This is a genomic window from Xanthomonas campestris pv. phormiicola (assembly GCA_025666215.1).
GTDB classification, from domain to species: domain Bacteria; phylum Pseudomonadota; class Gammaproteobacteria; order Xanthomonadales; family Xanthomonadaceae; genus Xanthomonas_A; species Xanthomonas_A campestris_A.
Map to the genome: position 1 here is coordinate 1,265,991 of CP102593.1, position 21,541 is coordinate 1,287,531.

At 70.5% G+C, this 21,541-nt stretch carries 16 protein-coding genes; 7 read left to right on the top strand and 9 right to left on the bottom strand.

The annotated features are described in order from the left end of the window. Positions 1–351: 351 nt before the first annotated feature. From NRY95_05155 to NRY95_05165, 3 genes are all read right to left on the bottom strand, one after another. Positions 352–1,092: a phosphoadenylyl-sulfate reductase gene (locus NRY95_05155; protein UYC17353.1), complete on the bottom strand. Its 741-nt coding sequence runs from the start codon at positions 1,090–1,092 to the stop codon at positions 352–354. Further along, positions 1,089–2,813 carry an assimilatory sulfite reductase (NADPH) hemoprotein subunit gene (cysI, locus tag NRY95_05160; protein ID UYC17354.1) on the bottom strand — a complete coding sequence of 575 codons (1,725 nt, stop codon included), beginning with the start codon at positions 2,811–2,813 and terminating at the stop codon, positions 1,089–1,091. The genes NRY95_05155 and cysI overlap by 4 nt, the downstream gene beginning before the upstream one ends. 114 nt (positions 2,814–2,927) lie before the next feature. Next, complete coding sequence (locus tag NRY95_05165) at positions 2,928–4,799, bottom strand: assimilatory sulfite reductase (NADPH) flavoprotein subunit (GenBank protein UYC17355.1); 1,872 nt, start codon at positions 4,797–4,799, stop codon at positions 2,928–2,930. Between the two features lie 207 nt (positions 4,800–5,006). On the opposite strand from NRY95_05165, the gene cysD reads away from it, so the two are divergent. From cysD to NRY95_05180, 3 genes are all read left to right on the top strand, one after another. Then, positions 5,007–5,915: a sulfate adenylyltransferase subunit CysD gene (gene cysD / locus NRY95_05170; GenBank protein ID UYC17356.1), complete on the top strand. Its 909-nt coding sequence runs from the start codon at positions 5,007–5,009 to the stop codon at positions 5,913–5,915. Continuing rightward, complete coding sequence (gene cysN / locus NRY95_05175; GenBank protein ID UYC17357.1) at positions 5,915–7,945, top strand: sulfate adenylyltransferase subunit CysN; 2,031 nt, start codon at positions 5,915–5,917, stop codon at positions 7,943–7,945. Before cysD ends, cysN begins: the two co-directional genes overlap by 1 nt. A 172-nt stretch (positions 7,946–8,117) precedes the next feature. Beyond that, positions 8,118–8,543 (top strand): hypothetical protein, encoded by a 426-nt coding sequence (locus NRY95_05180; GenBank protein ID UYC17358.1) that lies wholly within the window; start codon positions 8,118–8,120, stop codon positions 8,541–8,543. 113 nt (positions 8,544–8,656) lie between these two features. On the opposite strand, the gene NRY95_05185 is transcribed toward NRY95_05180, so the two are convergent. Beyond that, entirely contained in the window at positions 8,657–9,778 is a 1,122-nt protein-coding gene (locus tag NRY95_05185; GenBank protein UYC17359.1) for a glycosyltransferase family 4 protein, read from the bottom strand. After that, positions 9,775–10,521, bottom strand: a complete 747-nt coding sequence (locus NRY95_05190; GenBank protein ID UYC17360.1) for a polysaccharide deacetylase family protein — start codon at positions 10,519–10,521, stop codon at positions 9,775–9,777. The genes NRY95_05185 and NRY95_05190 overlap by 4 nt, the downstream gene beginning before the upstream one ends. Before the next feature lie 238 nt (positions 10,522–10,759). On the opposite strand from NRY95_05190, the gene NRY95_05195 reads away from it, so the two are divergent. Together NRY95_05195 and NRY95_05200 are read left to right on the top strand one after the other, a co-directional pair. Next, positions 10,760–11,317, top strand: a complete 558-nt coding sequence (locus tag NRY95_05195) for a GNAT family N-acetyltransferase (GenBank protein UYC17361.1) — start codon at positions 10,760–10,762, stop codon at positions 11,315–11,317. Positions 11,318–11,405: 88 nt separating this feature from the next. Next, positions 11,406–12,923, top strand: a complete 1,518-nt coding sequence (locus NRY95_05200; protein ID UYC17362.1) for an alanine:cation symporter family protein — start codon at positions 11,406–11,408, stop codon at positions 12,921–12,923. A gap of 81 nt (positions 12,924–13,004) precedes the next feature. Here NRY95_05200 and NRY95_05205 read toward each other — a convergent pair whose 3' ends face one another. After that, a complete protein-coding gene (locus NRY95_05205; GenBank protein UYC18510.1) occupies positions 13,005–14,009 on the bottom strand; it encodes a hypothetical protein in 1,005 nt (334 codons plus the stop codon). A 641-nt stretch (positions 14,010–14,650) separates the two neighbouring features. Between NRY95_05205 and NRY95_05210 the strand changes: the two genes are divergently transcribed. Next, positions 14,651–15,490 (top strand): rRNA methyltransferase, encoded by an 840-nt coding sequence (locus NRY95_05210; GenBank protein ID UYC17363.1) that lies wholly within the window; start codon positions 14,651–14,653, stop codon positions 15,488–15,490. Beyond that, positions 15,490–17,007, top strand: coding sequence for a carboxylesterase family protein (locus NRY95_05215; protein UYC17364.1), 1,518 nt, complete (start codon positions 15,490–15,492; stop codon positions 17,005–17,007). Before NRY95_05210 ends, NRY95_05215 begins: the two co-directional genes overlap by 1 nt. 112 nt (positions 17,008–17,119) lie before the next feature. On the opposite strand, the gene NRY95_05220 is transcribed toward NRY95_05215, so the two are convergent. The 3 genes from NRY95_05220 to NRY95_05230 form a co-directional block, all read right to left on the bottom strand. Further along, positions 17,120–18,949: a neprosin family prolyl endopeptidase gene (locus NRY95_05220; GenBank protein ID UYC17365.1), complete on the bottom strand. Its 1,830-nt coding sequence runs from the start codon at positions 18,947–18,949 to the stop codon at positions 17,120–17,122. A gap of 36 nt (positions 18,950–18,985) precedes the next feature. Then, positions 18,986–20,050 carry a LacI family DNA-binding transcriptional regulator gene (locus NRY95_05225; GenBank protein ID UYC17366.1) on the bottom strand — a complete coding sequence of 355 codons (1,065 nt, stop codon included), beginning with the start codon at positions 20,048–20,050 and terminating at the stop codon, positions 18,986–18,988. 67 nt (positions 20,051–20,117) lie between these two features. Then, positions 20,118–21,530: a M28 family peptidase gene (locus tag NRY95_05230; GenBank protein UYC17367.1), complete on the bottom strand. Its 1,413-nt coding sequence runs from the start codon at positions 21,528–21,530 to the stop codon at positions 20,118–20,120. Positions 21,531–21,541: the final 11 nt, after the last annotated feature.

The following is a 21,541-nucleotide window of genomic DNA, read 5'->3' on the forward strand; positions in this document are numbered from 1 at the left end:
GCACTGTGGGAGGGACTTCAGTCCCGACGGCGTCCGAAGCCGGAAGGTTCATCGCGCCGCTCGTCGCGACTGAAGTCGCTCCCGCAGGAGAGTTGCGGCGAGCTGGCCGGGTGCACTGTGGTAGGGACTTCAGTCCCGACGGCGTCCGAAGCCGGAAGGTTCATCGCGCCGTTCGTCGCGACTGAAGTCGCTCCCACAGTGGCTCGCGGCGAGCTGGCCGGGTGCACTGTGGGAGGGACTTCAGTCCCGACGGCGTCCGAAGCCGGAAGATTCATCGCGCCGCTCGTCGCGACTGAAGTCGCTGCCACAGGGACTTGCGATGGGCTGTCGAGTGCGCGCGGCGCGCCGGCCTCAGATGTCCTCGTGGATGCCGCACTCGCGCTTGAGGCCGAAGAAGCGGGTGTCTTCCTCGCGCATGCCCGGTTCCCAGCGGCGGGTGGTGTGGAAGTCGCCGATCGACACGTAGCCTTCCTCCCACAGCGGGTGGTAAGGCAGGCCGTGCTGCTGCATGTACTGCCACAGGTCGCGGTCGCTCCAGTCGGCGATCGGGTTGATCTTGTAGCGCTCGCCGCGCTTCTGCACGAACGGGGTCTGCGCGCGGCTGTCGGACTGGCTGCGGCGCAGGCCGGTGAACCAGGTGCCGACCTTCAGTTCGTCCAGCGCGCGGCGCATTGGCTCGACCTTGCGCAGATTGTTGTACTGCTCGATGCCGACCATGCCCTGTTCCCACAGGCGGCCATGGCGCGCTTCCATCCAGGCGCGGCTGACCAGCGGCCGGTACACCTTGAGGTTGAGCTTGAGCTTGTCGGTGAGCGCGTCGGCGAAACGGTAGGTCTCGGCGAACAGGTAGCCGGTGTCGATCAGGATCACCGGGATGTCCGGCACCTGCTGGGTCAGCAGGTGCAGCGTCGCCGCCGACTGCGCGCCGAAGCTCGACGACAGCGCGGCCTCGGCCGGGCCGTGTTCGAGCGCCCAGGCCACGCGCTGCGGCGCGGTCATCGGCACCAGCAACGCGTTGACCGCGTCGAGGTCCCATGCGGTGGCCGGCGCATTGGCGGAGTCGTGGTGGGCGGAGACGGGCAGGGCGCTCATGCGTGCAGTTCCGAAGCAATGAGATGGCGGTGGGTGGGGTAGGCGGGCAGGTCGACCAGGCCGCTACGGTGCAGGAAGTCGCCGAAGCCTTCGCCGGCATCGCGTTCGCCGGCATAGCGCGCGAACAGCGGGTCCAGCGCGTCGAGAATTTCCGGCTCGCTGATGTTTTCGCGATACAGCGTGTTCAGGCGCTGGCCACGGTGATCGCCGCCGAGCATCAGGTTGTAGCGGCCAGGGGCCTTGCCGACCAGGGCGATCTCGGCCAGATACGGCCGCGAGCAGCCGTTGGGGCAACCGGAGATGCGCAGCAGGATCGGCGCCTCGCGCAGCCCATGCCGGTCCAGCAACGGTTCCAGCTTGTCGGCGAAGGTCGGCAGGTAGCGCTCGGCCTCGGCCATCGCCAGGCCGCAGGTCGGCAGCGCCACGCAGGCCATCGCCGCGCGCGCCAGCGCGGTGCGCGCCTGGTTGCCGGCGTCCAGCGCATGCGCGCGCACCAGCGTGTCGATCGCCTCGCGCTGCGCGGCCGGAATGCCGGCGATGACCAGGTTCTGGTTCGAGGTCATGCGGAAGTGCGCGCCGTCGCCGTCGCGCTGCAGCAGCGCGGCGATCTCGCGCAGGCCGCTGAGGTGGCCTGCGCCATCGTCATGGTCGGCGATGCGTCCGGCCGGCAGCGACAGGGTCAGGTGCGCGCGCCCGTCCTCGCCTTCGCTCCAGCCGTAGCGGTCGCCGTTGTGCTCGAACGCGAACGCGTGGGTCGGCTGCAGCGCGATGCCGGCACGGCGCTGGATCTCGGCGACGATGGTGTCCAGCCCGTGGTCGTCGATGGTGTACTTGAAGCGCGCGCGCTTGCGCACGGTGCGGTTGCCGAGATCGCGCTGGGTGGTGACCACCGCGGTGGCGACATCGAGCAGCTGCTCGCGCGCGATGAAGCCGATCACGTTGGCCACGCGCGGATAGGTCTCGGCGTCGCCATGGCTGGCGCCCATGCCGCCGCCGATGCTGACGTTGTAGCCGGCCAGTTCGCCGTCCGCGCCGAGCACGCCGATGAAGCCCAGGTCGTTGGCGAACACGTCCACGTCGTTGACCGGCGGCAGCGCGAAGCCGATCTTGAACTTGCGCGGCAGGTAGGTGTCGCCGTAGATCGGCTCCTGTTCCTGGCCGCTGCCGACGATCTGCTCCTCGTCCAGCCAGATCTCGTAGTAGGCGCGGGTATTGGGCAGCAGGTGTTCGGACACGCGCGCCGCATCGGCATACAGCGTGGCGTGCGCGCGCGAGGCCAGCGGGTTGGCGGCGACCTGCACGTTGCGGTTGACGTCGCCGCAGGCGGCCAGGGTATCGATCAGCGCGGCGTTGATCGCCTGCATCGTCGCCTTCAGCTCGCGCTTGATCACCCCATGGAACTGGAACGCCTGGCGCGTGGTGACGCGCAGCGAGTGGTTGCCGTAGGTGGTGGCGATGGCGTCGAGCTTGCGCCACTGCTCCGGGGTGATCACCCCGCCCGGCGTGCGCGTGCGGATCATGAACTGGTAGGCCGGTTCGAGCTTCTGCCGGCGGCGCTCGTCGCGCAGGTCGCGATCGTCCTGCTGGTAGCTGCCGTGGTACTTGATCAGCGTCTGGTCGTCCTCGCGCAGCGCGCCGGTGACCGGGTCGGCCAGGCTCTGCAGCAGCGACCCGCGCAGGCGGCGGCTTTCGGCCTTGATGTCTTCGACGGAGTGGCTCATTTGCGGGACTCGGGACTCGGGACTGGGGACTCGGAAACGCGCACGATCGCGCACTGAGGCTTCACCGGCTTCCGTTCTTCGAGTCCCGGGTCCCGAGTCCCTTGTCCCGGCTTCTCAATAGACGTCGCGCGCATACCGTCCCTCCCGCTGCAGCGCCGTGAGGTAGGCGGCCGCGTCCTCGGCGCTGTGCGCGCCGTGCTCGGCCACGATCTGCTGCAGCGTGGCGTGCACGTCCTTGCCCATGCCGATCGCGCCGCACACGTACAGGTGCGCGCCGTTCTGCAGCCAGTCGTAGACCTCGCGGCCGTGTTCGCGCAGGCGCTGCTGCACGTACACCTTGTCCTGCACGTCGCCGTCGCGCAGCGGCTGCACGTCGCGCGAGAACGCCAGCTCCAGGCGCTGCAGTTCGCCGCTGCGCAGCGCCTGTTGCCATTCGGCCTGGTACAGGAAGTCCTGGTTGAAATGGCGGGCGCCGAAGAACAGCCAGTTGCGGCCGCCGGCGCCGCTCTCGGCGCGTTCCTGCACGAAGCCGCGGAACGGCGCCACGCCGGTGCCGGGACCGATCATCAGGATGTCGCGGCTGGCGTCGGCCGGGACCCGGAAGCGTTCGTTGGGTTCGATGTAGACCGGGGCGCTGTCGCCTTCGGCCAGGGCGGCCAGATAGCCGCTGGCCGCGCCGCCATGGGCGTGGCCGTGCGCCTGGTAGGCCAGCACGTCGACGGTGAGGTGGACTTCGTCGCCGACCCGCTTGCGGCTGGAGGCGATCGAGTACAGGCGCGGGGCCAGGGGCCGCAGTGCGTCGAGCAGCGCGCTGTGGTCCCAATCCGCCGGCCAGCGTCGCAGCACGTCGATCACCTGGTGATCGGCCAGCAACGCCGCCAGACCGGCGGTCTGGGTAGGGTCGAGCAGCTGTTCCAGCGCCGGGGCGGCTGAGCGGCGGGCGACCGCGGCCAGGAACGGCCGCGATGCCCGGGTCAGTTCGCGATGCGCGGCGAGCCACTCGTGCAAGGGCAGAGTCTGCGCACCGACGGTGACGTCGGCATGACCGTCCAGTCGCGTCGCCGTCAATACCGCCTCGACCAGCGCCGGCGGATTGCGATGGCGGATGCCCAGCGCGTCGCCGGGTTCGTAGTGCAGGCCGCTGCCGGCCAGCGACAGTTCCAGGTGGCGCACGTCCTTGTCGGCCTGGCCATGTGCGGCATAGCGCGGCCCCTTGAAGTCGCGGCCGCTGATGCGCTGGTTGGCCAGCACCTCGGCGGCGAACGGGCGCTCGTGGCTCCACGCCGCCGCGGCGGTACTGCGCAGCGGGGTCACCGTCGCCGACGGCGCGGCCGCGCTCTTCAGCAGCTCGCGCGCCTGCGCCAGCGCCTGCGCGCGCCACGGCGTGGCCACGGTGTCGATGTCCAGGTCGGCCTCGCCCAGCGGGACCACGCGCTGCGCGCCGAGTTCGGCCAGGCGCGCATCGATGCGCTTGCCGATGCCGCAGAAGTCGGCGTAGCTGGAATCGCCCAGGCCGAGCACCGCGTACTTCAGTTCCGGCAGCTTGGGCGCGCGGCGGCCCTGCAGGAATTCGACCAGGCCGATCGCGTCGTCCGGCGGATCGCCTTCGCCCTGGGTGCTGATGACCACGTACAGCAGGCGCTCGCTGGCCAGCTCGCGGGTCGGGTAGGCATCGGCGCGCAGCACGCGGACGGTCAGCCCGGCGGCCTCGGCCTCGGCCGCCAGTTGCTCGGCGGCGCGGCGGGCGTTGCCGGTCTGGCTGCCGTAGACCACGCTCAGCCGCTGCGCGCCCTGGCTGGCCGCGGCACCGCCCGGCAGCACCGCCAGCGACGGCGGCGCATGGCCCTGGCCCTGGGCCAGGCCGGCGGCATAGCCGGACAGCCACCACAGGCTGGCCGCATCCAGCCCCTCCACCGTCCGCGCCAGCAGCGCCTTGCGCTCGTCGGGCAAGGGGCTGGGCGGCAACGCGGGCGAGGCGGCGGTCATGGCCGGTCCGGGTGGGAAGAAGGGATGACCGATGTTAGGGATTCGTTGCGCGGCGCAGAAAGGAGCAGGGGTTATCGGCTTATGCCCCCCGCTTATTTCAGTGCCTGCCAGGCGCATCACACACTGCCGGCCCCGGTCGCCCCAGGCGCCGCGGCCGCTGCTACCCTCTGTACGCACCCCTTCCCAACGAGCCCTGCGTTGTCCCTGATGCGTTCTTCCGCCCTGTCCCACCTCGACCGGCTCGAGGCCGAAAGCATCCACATCCTGCGCGAGGTGGCCGCCGAGTTCCGCAACCCGGTACTGCTGTATTCGGTCGGCAAGGACAGCTCGGTGCTGCTGCACCTGCTGCTGAAGGCGTTCGCGCCGGCGCCGCCGCCGATCCCGCTGCTGCACGTGGACACGCGCTGGAAGTTCCGCGAGATGATCGCGTTCCGCGACCGCCGCGCTGCCGAGACCGGGGTGGACCTGCGCGTGCACATCAACCCCGACGGCATCGCCCAGGACATCGGCCCGTTCACGCACGGCGCGACCGTGCATACCGACGTGATGAAGACCCAGGGCCTGAAGCAGGCGCTGGACCAGGGCAGGTTCGACGCGGCGATCGGCGGCGCGCGCCGCGACGAGGAGAAGGCGCGGGCCAAGGAGCGGGTGTTCTCGTTCCGCAACGACAAGCATCGCTGGGACCCGAAGAACCAGCGCCCCGAGCTGTGGAACGTGTACAACGCGCGGGTCCATGCCGGCGAGAGCGTGCGCGTGTTCCCGCTGTCCAACTGGACCGAGCTGGATATCTGGCTGTACATCTACCGCGAAGCGATTCCGGTGGTGCCGCTGTATTTCGCCGCCGAACGCCCGGTGGTGGAGCGCGACGGCGCGCTGATCCTGGTGGACGACGCGCGGCTGCCGCTGCGCGACGGCGAAGTGCCGCAGCGGCGACAGGTGCGCTTCCGTACCCTGGGCTGCTATCCGCTGACCGGCGCGGTCGCGTCGCAGGCCGACACGCTGGAAAAGATCATCGCCGAGATGCTGCTGACCACCACCTCGGAGCGGCAGGGGCGGGTGATCGATCAGGATCCGGGCGCCTCGATGGAGAAGAAGAAACTCGAGGGATATTTCTGATGGCTATCAAGACGGGACTCGGGACTCGGGACTCGGGACTCGAAAAAGCACCGGAACTTGTGACCCCAGATTCGGCCGTTGGGCGACTGTCTGCGTCCGACGCGGACCCGCAGTTCGCTGCCTCGTCCGAGTCCCGAGTCCCGAGTCGCGCGTCCCGCAGCGGCGACGCGGTCGCCGCCTACCTGCAGCAGCACGAACACAAGCCGCTGCTGCGCTTCATCACCTGCGGCAGCGTCGACGACGGCAAGAGCACCCTGATCGGGCGCCTGCTGTACGACAGCAAGCGCCTGTTCGACGACCAGCTCGCCGCGCTCAGCGCCGACAGCAAGCGCCACGGCACCCGCGGCGGCGAGATCGACTACGCGCTGCTGCTCGACGGCCTGGCCGCCGAGCGCGAGCAGGGCATCACCATCGATGTGGCCTACCGCTACTTCGATACCGACAAGCGCAAGTTCATCGTCGCCGATTGCCCCGGCCACGAGCAGTACACCCGCAACATGGCCACCGGCGCCTCCACCGCCGACGTGGCGGTGGTGCTGGTCGATGCGCGCAAGGGCCTGCTGACCCAGACCCACCGCCACAGCTACATCGTCTCGCTGCTCGGCATCCGCCACGTGGTGCTGGCGGTCAACAAGATGGACCTGGTCGATTTCGACCAGGCCAGCTTCGATGCGATCGTCGCCAGCTACCGCGCGCTGGCCGCGCAACTGGGCATCGCGCAGGTGCAGTGCATCCCGCTGTCGGCGCTGGACGGCGACAACCTGTCGCAGCGGTCCGCGCGCACGCCCTGGTATGGCGGCCCGGCCTTGCTCGAATACCTGGAAGGCCTGGACCTGGCCGCGCGCGACGCCGACAGCGGCCTGCGCCTGCCGGTGCAGTGGGTCAATCGCCCGAACCAGCAGTTCCGCGGTTTCGCCGGCACGCTCGCGGCCGGCCAGGTGCGGCCGGGCGATGCGGTGGTGGTGCTGCCGTCGGCGCGCCGCTCCACCGTCGCACGGGTGCTCGACGGCACTGGCGACGTGGACCGGGCCGTGGCCGGGCAGGCGGTGACGCTGACCCTGGCCGACGAGATCGACATCAGCCGCGGCGACGTGATCGCCGCCGCCGACGACCCGCCGGAGGTGGCCGACCAGTTCGCCGCGCACGTGCTGTGGATGGACGATGCCGCACTGCTGCCGGGGCGCCCGTACTGGCTGAAGATCGGCACACGCACGGTGTCGGCCAGCGTCAGCGAGATCAAGCACCGCATCGACGTGAACACCCAGGAGCGGCTGGCGGCCAAGCGCCTGGAATTGAACGAGGTCGGCTACTGCAACCTGGCGCTGGACGAGTCGATCGCATTCGAGCCGTACGCGCGCAACCGCGCGCTCGGCGGCTTCATCCTGATCGACCGGCAGAGCAACGCCACCGTCGCCGCCGGCACGCTGGATTTCGCGCTGCGCCGCGCCGGCAACGTGCACTGGCAGCACCTGGACGTGGACCGCGCCGCACGCGCGCGGATCAAGGGTCAGGCGCCGAAGGTGCTGTGGTTCACCGGCCTGTCCGGCGCCGGCAAGTCCACCGTCGCCAATCTGGTCGACAAGCGCCTGCATGCGCTCGGCTATCACACCTTCATCCTCGACGGCGACAACGTGCGGCACGGGCTGAACCGCGACCTGGGCTTCACCGACGAGGACCGGGTGGAGAACATCCGCCGCGTCGCCGAGGTGGCGCGCCTGATGGCCGACGCCGGGCTGATCGTGCTGGTCAGCTTCATCTCGCCGTTCCGTGCCGAGCGGCGCATGGCGCGCGAGCGCTTCGCCGAGGGCGACTTCGTCGAGGTCTTCGTCGACGTGCCGCTGCACGTGGCCGAGGCGCGCGACGTGAAGGGGCTGTACGCCAAGGCCCGCGCCGGGCAGATCCCCAACTTCACCGGCATCGATTCGCCGTACGAGGCGCCGGAGCAGCCGGAACTGCACCTGCGCGCGGACGGCGACAACGCCGAGGCGCTGGCGGCGCAGGTGCTGGCCTGGCTGGACGCGCACGACTGAGCGCGGGCGCCGCCCCCGGCGGCGCCGGCCATGCATGCTGCCGAACGCTGGCCGGTGCGCAGCGGGAGTTGCCGGCGGCCGCGCCGGTGCGCATCCTATGCAGGCAGGGAGGCGGTGTGGATCCAGGGGCACCCTGGGGCCGGATCCTTGCGGCAACGTTCAGGGGGAACGCGTGGATCCGAAGATGCAGGCCTTGCTGGCCAGGACCAATGTCACCGAGCTGGTCGCGCCGGCGGCGGTGGAACAGGTGACTCACCAACCGGTGCGGCCCGAGCCGCCGCCAGCGCAGCGGCCGCTATATTCCACGGCCGATCCGTTCCAGTACCACTTGGCCACCACCGAAATCGTCTGCAAGCTGCAGGAGCGCACGACCAGGCCGGCGGTACGGGCGTTCGGCTGGCTGGTGTTCGGGGTGCCGATGGCGCTGTTCGGGCTGATGCTGTTGCAGCTGGTCTGGTACGACGCCGGGCTGCATGCATGGAAGATCCCGCACACCGTCGGCGGTGCGCTGCGCACGCTGGTCGGGACCGCTTCTGCGCTGGCATTCATCGTGGCGTACCCGTATTTCACCCGCCGCCGGGGGGCCACCGCCGGCTGAGGCATGCGGCGCGCATGCGTCGGCGCGTCGCTATCGCTGCGGCTGGCAAGGCGGGGTGCGCCGGCCGGCGTGCGGCCCGGTGCGGTGACGTCGCTGGTCGCCGGCGGCTGGCTTCAATGCGCGCCGGGCTGCGCCTGGGTCAGCCGCTGCGGCGCGCGGCGCGGCGCCTGCAGCACCTGCACGAACTGCGCGGCGATCACCGCACCGGCGAAGTGGCGCTGCACGAACTGGCGGCCGGCCTGGCCCATGCGCTGGCGGCGCTGCGCATCGCACATGCGCAGGATCGCATCGCGCCAGGCGCTCACGTCGCCCGGCGGCAGCAGTTCGCCGCTGACGTCGGCATCCAGCGTCTCCGCCGCGCCGCCGACGCGGCTGGCGAGCACCGGCACTTCGCTGGCCTGCGCTTCCACCGAGACCCGGCCGAAGGTCTCCGGCGCCAGCGAGGGGAACGCCAGCATCGACATCGCGTTGTAGTAGGGCGTGGCGTCGTTGACCCAGCCTACGAAGCGGTGCCGTGTGGCGCTGGCCTGGCCGCTGGCCTGCGCGTGCAGGCGCGCCGCATCCGGGCCGTCGCCCAGCCACAGGCAGTGCAGCGCCGGTTCGATCGCCATCGCCGCGGACGCCGCCTCCAGCAGGGGAAAGATGCCCTTGCCGTGCTGCAGGCGGCCGCTGTAGCCGATCACGATGGCGTCCTCGGGCAGGCCGAGCGTGGCGCGCAGGGCGCGGCCGCGTTGCGGATCCGGGCGCAGGCTGTCCATGTTCACCGGGTTGTACAGCACCTGTACCAGCGCCTCCGGCACGCCGCGCTCCAGGTAGGCCTGCCGCGCATAGCGCGACACCGCGAAGAAGCGCGAGGCCAGGCGCGGGATCGCGTAGCCGGAGAAGGCGCGCATCGCCGGCGCACGGTGCCGGAACAGCGCCACGCGGATGCCGAGCGCGCGGCCGACCAGCAGCAACGGCCAGTATTCCTTGCCGAAATTGCCGACCAGCCAGTCCGGTTGCAGGCGCCGCGCCAGGCGCAGCAGCGGCGCGTAGCCGGCCGGATCCAGCGCGTTGCGGAAGTGGCCGAAATGCACGCTCACCCCGCTGCGCTGCAGCTCCTCGGCGATCAGCCCGCCTTGGCAGGCGATCACCTCGACGCGGTGGCCGGCGCCGGCCAGCGCCTGCGCCAGCGCCACGAAGTGCGTGGCCGCGCCGGTGTTCTCGGGATTGGTGCCGACGAACAGGAACTTCATGCGCGCCGATCCTCGTAACCGGTCAGCGCGCGCAGCGCGAACTGCGGCAGGACGTGGTGCCGCGCCACCTGGATGCGCGGATAGCGCCAGGGATCGGACCCGGGCACGGCACGGCCGCGGCGGGTGGTGGTCGCGGCGACATAGCCGGCCTCGCGCACCGTCGCGGCGACGCGCGCGTCGACGTCGCCGTACGGATAGCAGAACTGGGTGACCGGTGCGCCGAGCCGATCTTCCAGCTCGCGCTTGCAGCCGCCGATCTCCTCGCGCAGCTCGGCGTCGCTGCACGCGGTCAGGTGGGGATGCGAGCGGGTGTGCGCACCGATCTCCATGCCGCCGGCGCGCCACTGGCGCAGCTCGGCCAGGCTCATCAGCGGCTTCTCGATGCCGAGTTTCTGTGCGTCCCAGGTGTTGTGGCGGCCGATGCTGCCGCTGACCGCGTACACCGTGGCGCTGAAGCCCAGCCGTTGCAGCACCGGCAGCGCGGCATGCAGGTTGTCGAGGTAACCGTCGTCCAGGGTCACCACCGCGACCCGGCCGTGGCGTTCGCCGCGCAGGTAGGGCATGGCCTCGGACATGGACACGCCGCGGTAGCCCAGCCGGCGCAGCAACTGCATCTGCCGCGCGAAGCGCGCCGGTGCGACGTACAGGCTGCGGTACACCTGCAACTGCCGCGGCGCCGGCGCGATGTTGTGGTACATGAAGATCGGAATACGTGCCGCAGCGGGGGAGGTCGCGGGTTGCATCGGGGCGGCTCGGGACGATCGCGAGGAAGGGAGGACGCGCTGCATTAGCGCGCGCCAACCTTTCGGCGGCCTGTCGTGCATGCCGGCACTGCGCCAGCGCGCGCGGCAAGACGCGCTGCCGCCGCAGGTCGTTGCGCTGTTCTGCGCGGTGCGCGCATGCAGCGCGGGACACAAGGCATGCGGCAAGGGCATGCCAGTGCCGGTTATGCTCGGCTGCCGATCCGCAGGAGCATGGCCGATGCCCGACGAACCCAGCACCGTGGCCTGGCGCGACCTGCGCCTGACCGTCGACGGGATGCAACTGCGCCGTTGGCGCGACGACGATCTGGACGCGCTGCTGCGCCATGCCGACGATGCGCAGGTGGTGCGCGGCCTCAGCGAGCGCTTTCCGCATCCCTACACCCGCGCCGACGGCGAGGCGTTCCTGGGCGGGCGCGTGGTCGATCTAGGGCATCCGGTGCTGGCGATCGAGATCGATGGCGAGGCCTGCGGCAGCATCGGCCTGCGTCCCGGTCGCGGCGAGCGTGCGCATGTGGCCGAACTGGGCTATTGGCTGGGACGCCGGCACTGGGGACAGGGCCGGATGACGCGGATCGTCGCTGCCTACCTGGACTGGGCGATCCCTGCGCTCGGGCTGCTGCGCATCGAGACCAGCGTGCTGGACAGCAACCCGGCCTCGGCGCGGGTGCTGGAGAAGAACGGCTTCGTGCGCGAGGGCATCCGCCGCAGCGCGCTGCGCAAGCAGGGGCACCTGCACGATCTGCACCTGTTCGGGCGCCTGCACGCGCCAGAGTGAGATCTGCGTTCGGCAGTCAGCGCCGATTCATGCACAATCGAGCCAGCCCCCGTTCGCGGGGTCTCCTTCTTGGGTCTCGGGGAACTGCGTGGAATCGATCATCACTGCATTGAACGGCTTGATCTGGAGCAAGGCGCTGATCTTCATGTGCCTGGCGGCCGGCCTGTACTTCACCATCCGCACCCGCTGCATGCAGGTGCGCGGCTTCGCCGAGATGCTGCGGCTGACCGTCGGCGGGCAGAAATCCGATGCCGGCGTGTCCTCGTTCCAGGCGCTGGCGATGTCGATGGCCGGGCGCATCGGCATCGGCAACATCGCCGGCGTGGCCACCGCCATCGCCTTCGGTGGGCCGGGCGCGATCTTCTGGATGTGGGTGATGGGCTTCTTCGGCGCCTCCACCTCGTACATCGAATCGACCCTGGCGCAGATCTACAAGGTCAAGGACGCCGACGGCCGCTACCGCGGCGGCCCGGCCTACTACATCGAAAAGGCGATGGGGCTGAAGTGGTACGCGCTGCTGTTCGCGATCGCCACCATCGTCGCCACCGGCTTCCTGATGCCCGGAGTGCAGGCCAATGCGATCGCCGACAGCGTGGTCAACGCCTGCCGCGGCGGCCCGCTGTGCGGCCCGCTCGACGGGGTGTGGATGGGGCTGCCGGCGGTGCAGGCGTTGAAGCTGGGCATCGGCATGACCGTGGCGCTGTTGCTGGCGGTGATCATCTTCGGCGGGGTCAGGCGCATCGCCACCTTCGCCGAGATCGTGGTGCCGTTCATGGCGCTGGGCTACATCCTGATGGCGGTGGTGGTGATGGCGCTCAACGCCGAACGGGTGCCGGAGATGTTCGCGATCATCTTCCGCAGCGCGTTCGGCGCGCACGCCGCGTTCGGCGCGCTGCTCGGCCTGGCGGTGGAGTGGGGGGTCAAGCGCGGCATCTACGCCAACGAGGCCGGGCAGGGTACCGGCCCGCACGCCGCGGCCGCGGCCGAGGTCTCGCATCCGGCCAAGCAGGGCTACGTGCAGGCCTTCGCGATCTACTTCGACACGATGATGGTGTGCACCGCGACCGCGTTCCTGATCCTGGCCACCGGCAAGTACAACGTGTATGCGCCGGACGGCGGCGAGCACCTGTTCGCCGGCCTGCGCGGGGTGCAGGAAGGCCCGGGCTACGCGCAGGCCGCGGTGGACGCGATCCTGCCCGGCTGGGGCGCCGGGTTCGTGGCGCTGGCGCTGTTCTTCTTCGCCTTCACCACGATCATGGCCTATTACTACATGGCCGAGACCAACCTCAGCTACGTCAACGGCAACCGCCGCCGTCCGCTCAGCGTGCTGGTGCTGCGGCTGGGCATCCTGGGCATGGTGGTGTTCGGCGCGTTCCACGACGCCAAGCTGGCATGGTCGCTGGGCGACATCGGCGTGGGCCTGATGGCCTGGCTCAACATCATCGCCATCCTGATCCTGCAGAAGCCGGCGCTGCTGGCGTTGCGCGACTACGAGCGGCAGAAGAAGGCCGGCCTGGACCCGGTGTTCGATCCGCTGCCGCTGGGCATCAAGAACGCCGATCTGTGGCGCGAGCGCCTGTTGCCGCCGGCGCCGCGCAACGAATGAGCGCTGCGGCCGTGCATGCCGCGATGACACGCTGCCGGCCTGGGGCCGGCAGCGGTGCCGTGCGTTAGGGGCAGGGCGCGATCAGTAGGAGATCGTCGCCGAGGTGGCGGTGGTCTGCACATCGTAGTTGCACTGCACGTCCAGGCCGGAACTGTCGGTGTACGAAACCCATGCCGGCGACTGCACGCGTCCCAGTTTGTAGTCGTACACGCCGATCGCGTTGAAGGTGATGTGACCGTCGGGCGGATACTGGTCGCAGCTGTCCACCGAATACACCTCCAGCGCGCCACCTATCACCAGGTGCGTGCTCGAATCGATGTCGTAGCTGGTGCTGAGCCGGACGCTCTTGCCGGTGGTGACGTTGCGCGTGTCGACGTTCCAGTTCGAGCAAGGCCTGCCGTTGTTGCAGGTGGCGTAGGTGTCGCCCACGATCTGGTCGCCGGCTTTGGCCGGAATGAAATCGCTGGACCACACCATGCCATCCTGGCAGCAGTTCCAACTGCTCAGATCCCAGGTGTTGCTGTCGCCGCGGTAGCCCAGCACCGGTTGCAGGATCGTCGGATCATCGCTCTGCATGCCCGGGAAGAAGTACACCGTCTGCTGTGCCACGTTGGTCGGATTCTTCGGTACTTTCCAGCTCGCGACGATGCGGCCCATCTTGGCGCCAGTCACGTCGATGGCCGACTGGACCCAATCGTGCGCAATCGGTGGCGGCACCGATCCGGGTGATCTGGACGCTGTCAGCGCGGCGCTGCCGCGGACCAGTCGACCATCGATTCCGCGACCGTCGGGCCGCACCCGCGCGCCGCTGGGAGTGAAGTTGTCCTGGGTACAGGCCTGCGCCTGTTCGCGCAGGCCATCGACGTGTTGCAGGCTGCCGTCCTCGAGGATGCGCTCGCCGGCATGGACTTGGCGCACGCATGCCGGCGCGAAGTAGCCGAACGGGGTGACCACGTAGTCGTCCGGGATACCGGCCGGCTTGTGCGCTGCGCTCATGCTGCCGACCCGCGCGAGCCGGGCATCCGGCAGGCCATCCTGGGGCGCTGCCGATGCAGCGCCGGCCATGCCGATCAGGGCGAGCAGCATCACTGCGGTGGTGGAACAACGACGCAGTGTCGATCTTGCGCTACGGAAAGAGGATTTCATTGGGATCGCCTTGTAGTGATGAGGCAGGAATGATGGTTGCGGGACTGCTCGGCGCGATGCCGCACCCGCCGCGACTGGAGCGGCCGGGTTGGTTTGGAGGCGATGGTGTCCCGCAAGACGAAGCCGGATGCTGCGGTCGTGGTTGTCGTCGATAATGTCGTCCGTTGCCGTGCCGAGGTGCGGCGACGATGTGCCATGGCGCAGCGGCGTGATTGTGAGAATTCGTCGCCTGTTGCCGCGAATGCGGCATGGTGGCGGGGGACGGCGAACTGCTTCACGGTCACAATCGGGCCGGCATTCGCCTTCTGGGCGCGCTGGGTAGACAATCCATGCACCGAAGTCGAACGCCACCGCCGCGGCGGGCGAAATACCGTGCCGGACTCCGCCGACCGGACGCAGCTGCGCAGGGGGTGTCGCGCGAACGACGCCAATCGCACGTGCAGGGCGGGGATGAGCGAAAATCGCCGGAGTGCGCCGGTACGGTGCGTTGCCATTGCGCTCCAGGAGAGCTTGCCCATGCGTCATGACCCTTCTTCCCACTGCGTCGCCGCCGCGCGCGCGGCGCTGCCGAGCGCGCCGCGATGAACAGTCCCTGGGGCAAGAGCCCGCGCGGCCCGCGTCCGCCGGCGCCGCCCGAACGCGCCGCGCCCGCGCCGCGTGCGGCCGACGCCAACCGCGGCGAGCTGCGCCTGTACGGACTCAACGCGGTGCGCGCGGTGTACGCGCGCCGGCCCGAGGCGATCCGCAAGCTGTACCTGGCCGAGGCGCGGATTCCTGCGCTGCAGCCGCTGCTCAAGTGGTGCGCGGCCAATCGCGTCGGCTACCGGGTGGTGGAGGAGGCCGATCTGAACAAGCTCGCGGCCAGCGCGCACCACGAAGGCGTGGTCGCCGACGTGCTGCGCGCCGAACCGCTGCCGCTGGCGGCGTGGCTGCAGGGGCTGGCCCCCGGCCCGGCGCTGGCGTTGTGGCTGGACGGGGTCGGCAACCCGCACAACTTCGGCGCGATCCTGCGCTCGGCCGCGCATTTCGGCGCCGCTGCGATCCTGCTGCCGGACACCGCGACGCTGGCCCTGTCCGGCGCCGCCGCGCGCGTGGCCGAAGGCGGCGCCGAGGCGGTGCCGCTGGTGCGGCTGCCGCCCACGGCGCAGGCGCTGGCGCAACTGCGTGCGGCCGGCTTCGCCCTGGCGGCGACGCTGGTGGACGGCGGCGACGACGTGTTCGCCGCCACGTTGCCGCCGCGCCTGGTGTACGTGATGGGCGCCGAGAGCGAGGGCATGGACCGCGATTTCGCGCAGGACTGCGAACGGCAGCTGTCGATCCCCGGCAGCGGTGCGGTGGAAAGCCTCAACGTCGCCGCTGCCACCGCGGTGCTGCTCGGCGCCTGGCGCAGCCGCGTCGCCGCGTCGCAGGCTGCGCGGTGATGCCGGCGCTGCGCCGTTGCCTGCCGTTGCTGTGCCTGCTGCTGGGAGCTGCGCCGCTGGCGAGTGCGGCGACCGCACCTGCCGTCGCGCCTGCGCCGCAGGTGACGCTGGCCGCAGGCGCGTTGCGCGGCCAGGTGCAGGCCGACGGCAGCGTGCTGTTCCGCGCGATCCCGTTCGCCGCCCCGCCGACCGGCGCGCGGCGCTGGCGTGCGCCGCAGCCGCCGGCGCGGTGGCGCGGCGTGCGCGACGCCAGCCAGCCGGCGCCGACCTGCGCGCAGCCGGCGATCGGCTGGAACGCCGCGCTGGCGCAGCGCTCCAGCGAAGACTGCCTGTACCTGGAAGTGCAGACCCCGCACCTGGATCCGACGGCGAAACAGCCGGTGATGGTGTGGATCCACGGTGGCGCCAACGTCGCCGGCGGTGCCGACGTGTTGCCGTCCTCGTTGGCGCAGCAGGGCGTGGTGCTGGTCGCGGTGCAATACCGGTTGGGCGTGTTCGGCTTCCTGTCGCTGCCCGAACTGAGTGCCGAATCCGCACGGCATGCTTCCGGCAACTACGCCCTGCTCGACCAGATCGCGGCACTGCGCTGGGTGCAGGACAACATCGCCCGCTTCGGCGGCGACCCGGCGCAGGTGACCATCTTCGGCCAGTCCGCCGGCGCCCAGGACGTGGGCCTGCTGCAGCTGTCGCCGCTGTCGAAGGGGCTGTTCCGCGCGGCGATCGAACAGAGCGGCACCGCCGGCTTCGGCCTGCCGCCGCGCAGCCTGGGCGAGAACGAGGCGCTCGGCGCGGCGATCGCGCAGCGGGCCGGGATCGGCGCGGCGCAGCGCTTGCCGGCATTGCGGCGGCTGCCGGTCGCGCAGCTGTTGAAGGCGGCGCAGGGCGTCGACGTGCCGGCATTGGACGACGACGGCTACATCTGGCTGCAGGCGATCGTCGATGGCGAGGTGCTGCCGCGCGCACCGGCGGCGCTGCTGGCCGCCGGCGCGCAGCAACGGGTGCCGCTGCTGCTCGGCAGCGTGGCGCAGGAGCTGACCTACGGCGGTGCCGGTGGCGCCGAAGCACGCCTGCATCGCGACTACCCGGAGCAGGCCGCGCAGGTGCTGGCACTGCATCGCGATGCGGCGGCCGTGCCCGATCCGCGCGATGGCGATGCGGCGATGCAGCTGGCCACCGACCTGACCTTCCGCTGCCCGGCGCTGGCGGTGGCGCGGGCGCAGGCGCGGCAGGGCGTGCCGGTCTGGCACTACGAGTTCGATCTGGCCGCGCCCGGCGGCAGCGTGACCCACAGCGCCGAACTGCCGTTCGTGTTCAAGGGCCTGCCGATCGGCCAGCCGCCATTGAACCTGCAGCGCTACTGGGCGGCGTTCGCGCGCAGCGGCGATCCCAATGGCGCCGGCCTGCCGCGCTGGCCGGCGTTCGCGCCCACCCGGGCATCGCTGCGCTTCAGCCAGGATGGTGCGCAGGCGGTGGCCGGCTTGCGCGGCCAGGTGTGCGCACTGCTCGATTTGCCGTAGCGACAGCGCCGCCGCGACGGGGCCGGATGCGCCCGGCCCGGTCGCGGTGCAGGCATTCGCCATCGGTTGCCTGCCGACCCTGCGCGACTTGCGCGCGGATGGCCGGTACGCCCTATTGGCAGCCGGGACCGCCGAAGTAGAAGCCGCCGTTGCCCATCTCCGGCGCTGGCGACGCCGCGCGCGTGACGCCGGCAACCTTGCCATCGTAGGCATAGCCGGAAATGGCCAGGCTGTAGCAGGTCGGCTGCACGACGTTAGCCGAGGACAGCTGCTGCAGGAAGGTGGGGGTCCTGCCGGCATCCCGATAAAACAGGTTGGCCTGGAAGGCTGCCTGGCGATAGCCGGCGGTTGCGAACTTGCCGCTGCCCATCATCGTGCTGGGCGTACCGTCGTCGGTCGAGGTTTCCCCGCCCGCGGAAACGTATTGCACCTTGCCATTGGCCAAGTCGCCCGAGTACAGCGCGGATTTGTAGTAACCGATCCATTCGCTGTTGACGCCCAGCCACCAGTTGCCATCGGTATTGCGCAGGAACTCCACATGCAACATGGTCTGCTTGCCGCCGGGCACGCTGTAGCCGCCTGCGGGAGCCACGCCCAGGACGTTGCTGCTGCTGACCTGGACGAAATCGCCGCAACTGAGGTTGTGGCATCCAGTGCTGGCGTAGCCGTCCTGCGTCGAGTAGATGAACACGACCGGATCGGGGCCAAGCCCGATGGCGGGTTGCACTTCCCATCCCGCTTCCAGCGTCTGGGTCAGTCCCTGCGTGCTGTTGCCAACGATCCACAGTTGGCTGATGGACTGCGTCTGGTTGGCGTTGCGCAGCTTCGGCGCCCACACGTTGATGTCCGTACCGGCGCCGTTGACGCTCGGGTCCGCGATGCCGAAGTAGACCAGCGAGTGGAAATGCCCGCCGTCTGCGGCAGGTTTGGCCACTGCGTCCGGCGCCAGCGGTGCGCGTTGCCTGGCATGCAGAAATGTCTGCAGGTCCGGATAGCTGGCCAGTTCGGCGATCGAGATGCGGCGCAGCGGTACGCTTCCTGCCGCGCAATGCTGTGCATTGCGTTCGGCGGTCGCAGCGCCGCCGCGCATGGTCGGCACAGGCGGTGGTGCGGCGATGGCGCGGCCATCGCGCAGGCCCGGTTGCTGCGCCTGCGGGATGCAATCAAACACCGCGCCTTGCTGGTGCAGGCTGCCCAGCACGGTCATGCCGTTGGTCCGGTTGAACAGGTAGCGCTGCATCTGCGCGAACGCGGCGCGATCGCGCACCTTGGCCTGCTTGCCGAGCATGCCGTAATCCACTGCGGCCTGGCTGTGCAGGAACTGCGCGAACTCCGTGGTGACCTGCGGGAAAGCGCGCGAAGCGAATGCCGCCAGCACGCTGGACTGCGGTGCGGCGTCGGGCGACAGCACCTGGGGGTTGGCCGGGACCGTGGTCAACGGCGGCATCGCCGTGTCCACATAGCGGTCCGATGCCGGTGAGACCGATGGTTGCGACAGCCCGGCGGCCAGTGCCGGGGCGCTGCCGATGAGGGTCAACAGCGAAACGACAGCGACGTGGCCGGGACGTGCGTGCGAAGTGCGTTGCATTGGAGATTCTCTGGGTTGGAGAGTGGTCGTGCGGACGAGGTCGTCGAAGCGCAGCAGGGCGGCGGCGACGCATCGTCGCCGGGGCCAGGCGGCAAAGCCGGTGCCGATCACGCCTGCCGGGCCGGCCAGGCAGGCGCATCCTAAGCGGATGTCGCCTGTGGCGATGGCGCAGGATGCGGATATGTGATTTCGGTACGGAAGCGGCCGTGCGTGCGCGTCACTTTTGCATTGCATGGACGGCGGCGCGATGCCGTCCAGATCGGCGAGATGCGCAAAGGTGAAGCGCGCCACGCCTTCCGCGGGCGAAGATCGCAGTTCTCCGCGCATGCGGGAACTGCCGGATCGCTGCGACACCGCTGCGCTGCTCTCGCACGCGCTGCAGCGCGATGGCTACTGCGGCGCGGTCGCCTGTGCTGCCGGCGGCGCGGTCGAGCCGCGGGTCACCAGCGTGTACTTCATCACCTGCTGGATGCCGCGGCTGGGCAGGCCGTCGCGGCGTTGGCGGATCTCGCCGAGCAGCAGCGCGACCGCGGCGCGGCCCATCGCGGTGACCGGCTGGTGGATGGTGGTCAGCTCGGGCCAGATCGTGGTCGCCACCGGGGTGTCGTCGAAGCCGGCGATCGACAGTTCCTCGGGCACGCGCAGGCGCAGGCCGTGGGCGATGGCCACCGCAGCGGCGGCCATGTCGTCGTTGCTGCACAACAGCGCGGTGGGACGCGGCGCGGCGTGCAGCAGCGCGGTCGCGGCGAGCAGGCCGGAGCGGTAGGTGAACAGGCCTTCGGCCACGCGCGTGGCGGCGACCGGCAGGCCGGCCGCGGCCATGGTGTCGAAGAACGCGCGGCTGCGCAGCGCGCTCGGGGTGTGCTTGGGGTCGCCGCTGATGAAGCCGATGTCGCGGTGGCCGAGGTCGATCAGGTGGCGGGTGATCGCGCAGGCCGCCTGGTAGTCGTCGATGCGCACCGAACTGACGCCCTGCATCGGCGTGCCGGTGGCCACCGCGACGACCGGGATGCCGCGCGCGTCCAGTTCCTCGATGGTCTGTCGCGAGTCGCACAGCGGCGGCGGCAGGATCACCCCGTCCACGCCGGCGTCGAGCAGGCGCTCGGTGGCGGCGCGCTGGCTGCCCAGGTCGTCGCTCTTTTCCACCAGCACCTGGCTGCCGTCCAGGCTGCTCTGCTCGAGGACGCCGAGCATGAACTGGTTGAGGTAGGCCGCGCTGGGATTGCTGTACAGCACGCCGATCCGCGCCAGGCTGGCGGTGCGCAACGAGCGCCCGGCCAGGTTGGGACGGTAGCCGAGCGTCTTGATCGAGGCCTCCACCCGTTCGCGCATCGCCGCGCCCACCCGCGGGTGGCGGTTGATCACGCGCGAGGCGGTCATCGGCGAGACGCCCGCGTGCCGCGCCACATCCAGCAGCGTCACTGCCGAGCCTGCACGACCTTGCCGTTTGCCCATCGAGGGTCCTGTCGATGCTGCGAAAAGGAGGGAAGCCTGCGCGCATCCCCGCGGCAGGCGTGCCAGCTTACTCCCTGGGCGGTTGTACTGTCTTGGCCTGGCTGCCGAAGCCGCCGTCCGCTTCCGCGGCCAGATAGGCGAACACCGCGTAGGCGGCGACGTTCTGCGCCAGCGCCTTGGGGTCGATCTTGTCCAGGGTGTCGTCGGCGGTGTGGTGCAGATCGAAGTAATCGCTGCCGTCCTGCGCCAGCCACGCCCAGGCGCCGCCCTTGGCCGCGAGCGGGCCCACGTCCGGGCCGGGGCCGCCGGTCTCCGGCGCGTAGGCGATGCCCAGCGGCGCCAGCGCTTCGGCGATCTGCCGGGTCGCCTCGCGCGAGGCGGCGGCATCGCCGGAGCCGGTGTTGAACGCATAGATGCGGCCGGCGCCGAAATCGCTCTCGGCGGCGATCTGGTGCAGCGCCACGTCCTTGGCATGCGCCTGCGCATAGGCCTTGCCGCCGTACAGGCCCTGCTCTTCGTTGGCGAAGGCGACCACGCGGATCGTGCGCTTGGGGGCGCGTTTGAGCTGGCCGATCAGGTGCCCGGCGGCCATGCTGATGCCGACCCCGGCGCCATCGTCGATCGCGCCGGTGCCCAGGTCCCACGAATCCAGGTGGCCGCCGATCACCACCACTTCCTTGGGCTTGCTGCGCCCGGTGATCTCGCCGATCACGTTGTACGAAGTGGCCTGGCCGTCCCAGCCGCAGTCCAGCGCCAGGCGCAGCCGCACCGGGCCGCGCGCGACCAGCCGCGCCAGCTGGTTGGCGTCGGGCACCGACAGCGCCGCCGCCGGCACCGGGGTCAGGCCTTCGTCGAAGCGGGTGATGCCGGTGTGCGGCACGCGGTGCGAATCAGTGCCGGCCGAGCGCATCACGAAGCCGATCGCGCCCTTGCGGATCGCCTCCGACGGCCCCTTGCTGCGCACCGCGCCGCCGTTGCCGTAGTCCTTGCCGTCGCGCGCCTTGACCATCTGGTAATCGACGAAGGCGATCTTGCCGCGCAGAGAACCGGCCGGCGCGGCCTGCAGCGCGGCGAGGTCGGCGAAGCGCACCACCTCCGCCTCGACCGTGCCGGCCGGGCTGCCGCCGAGCGCGGTGACGCTCAGCGGCTGCGCATTGGCGCCGAGCACTTGCGCGTGCTCGCTGCGCCGCTCCCATTTCGGGAACGTCACCGGCTCGGTCCAGACCTTGTCGAAGCCCAGCGCCTTGAACTTGGCCTTGGCCCACGCCACCGCACGCGCATCGGCCTGGCTGCCAGCCATGCGCGGGCCGACGTCGGTGGTCAGCGATTCGACCACCTTCCAGCCGGTGTCGTCGGCCAGCGCCTGCTCGCGCAGCGTGGCGGCGGTGGACAGCGCCGCGTCCGGGATGCGGGTGGTCTCGGCCGCGGCGGCGGACGCGATGGCGAGCATGACGGCGGTGACGACGGCAAGACGGCGCATGAAGGACTCCG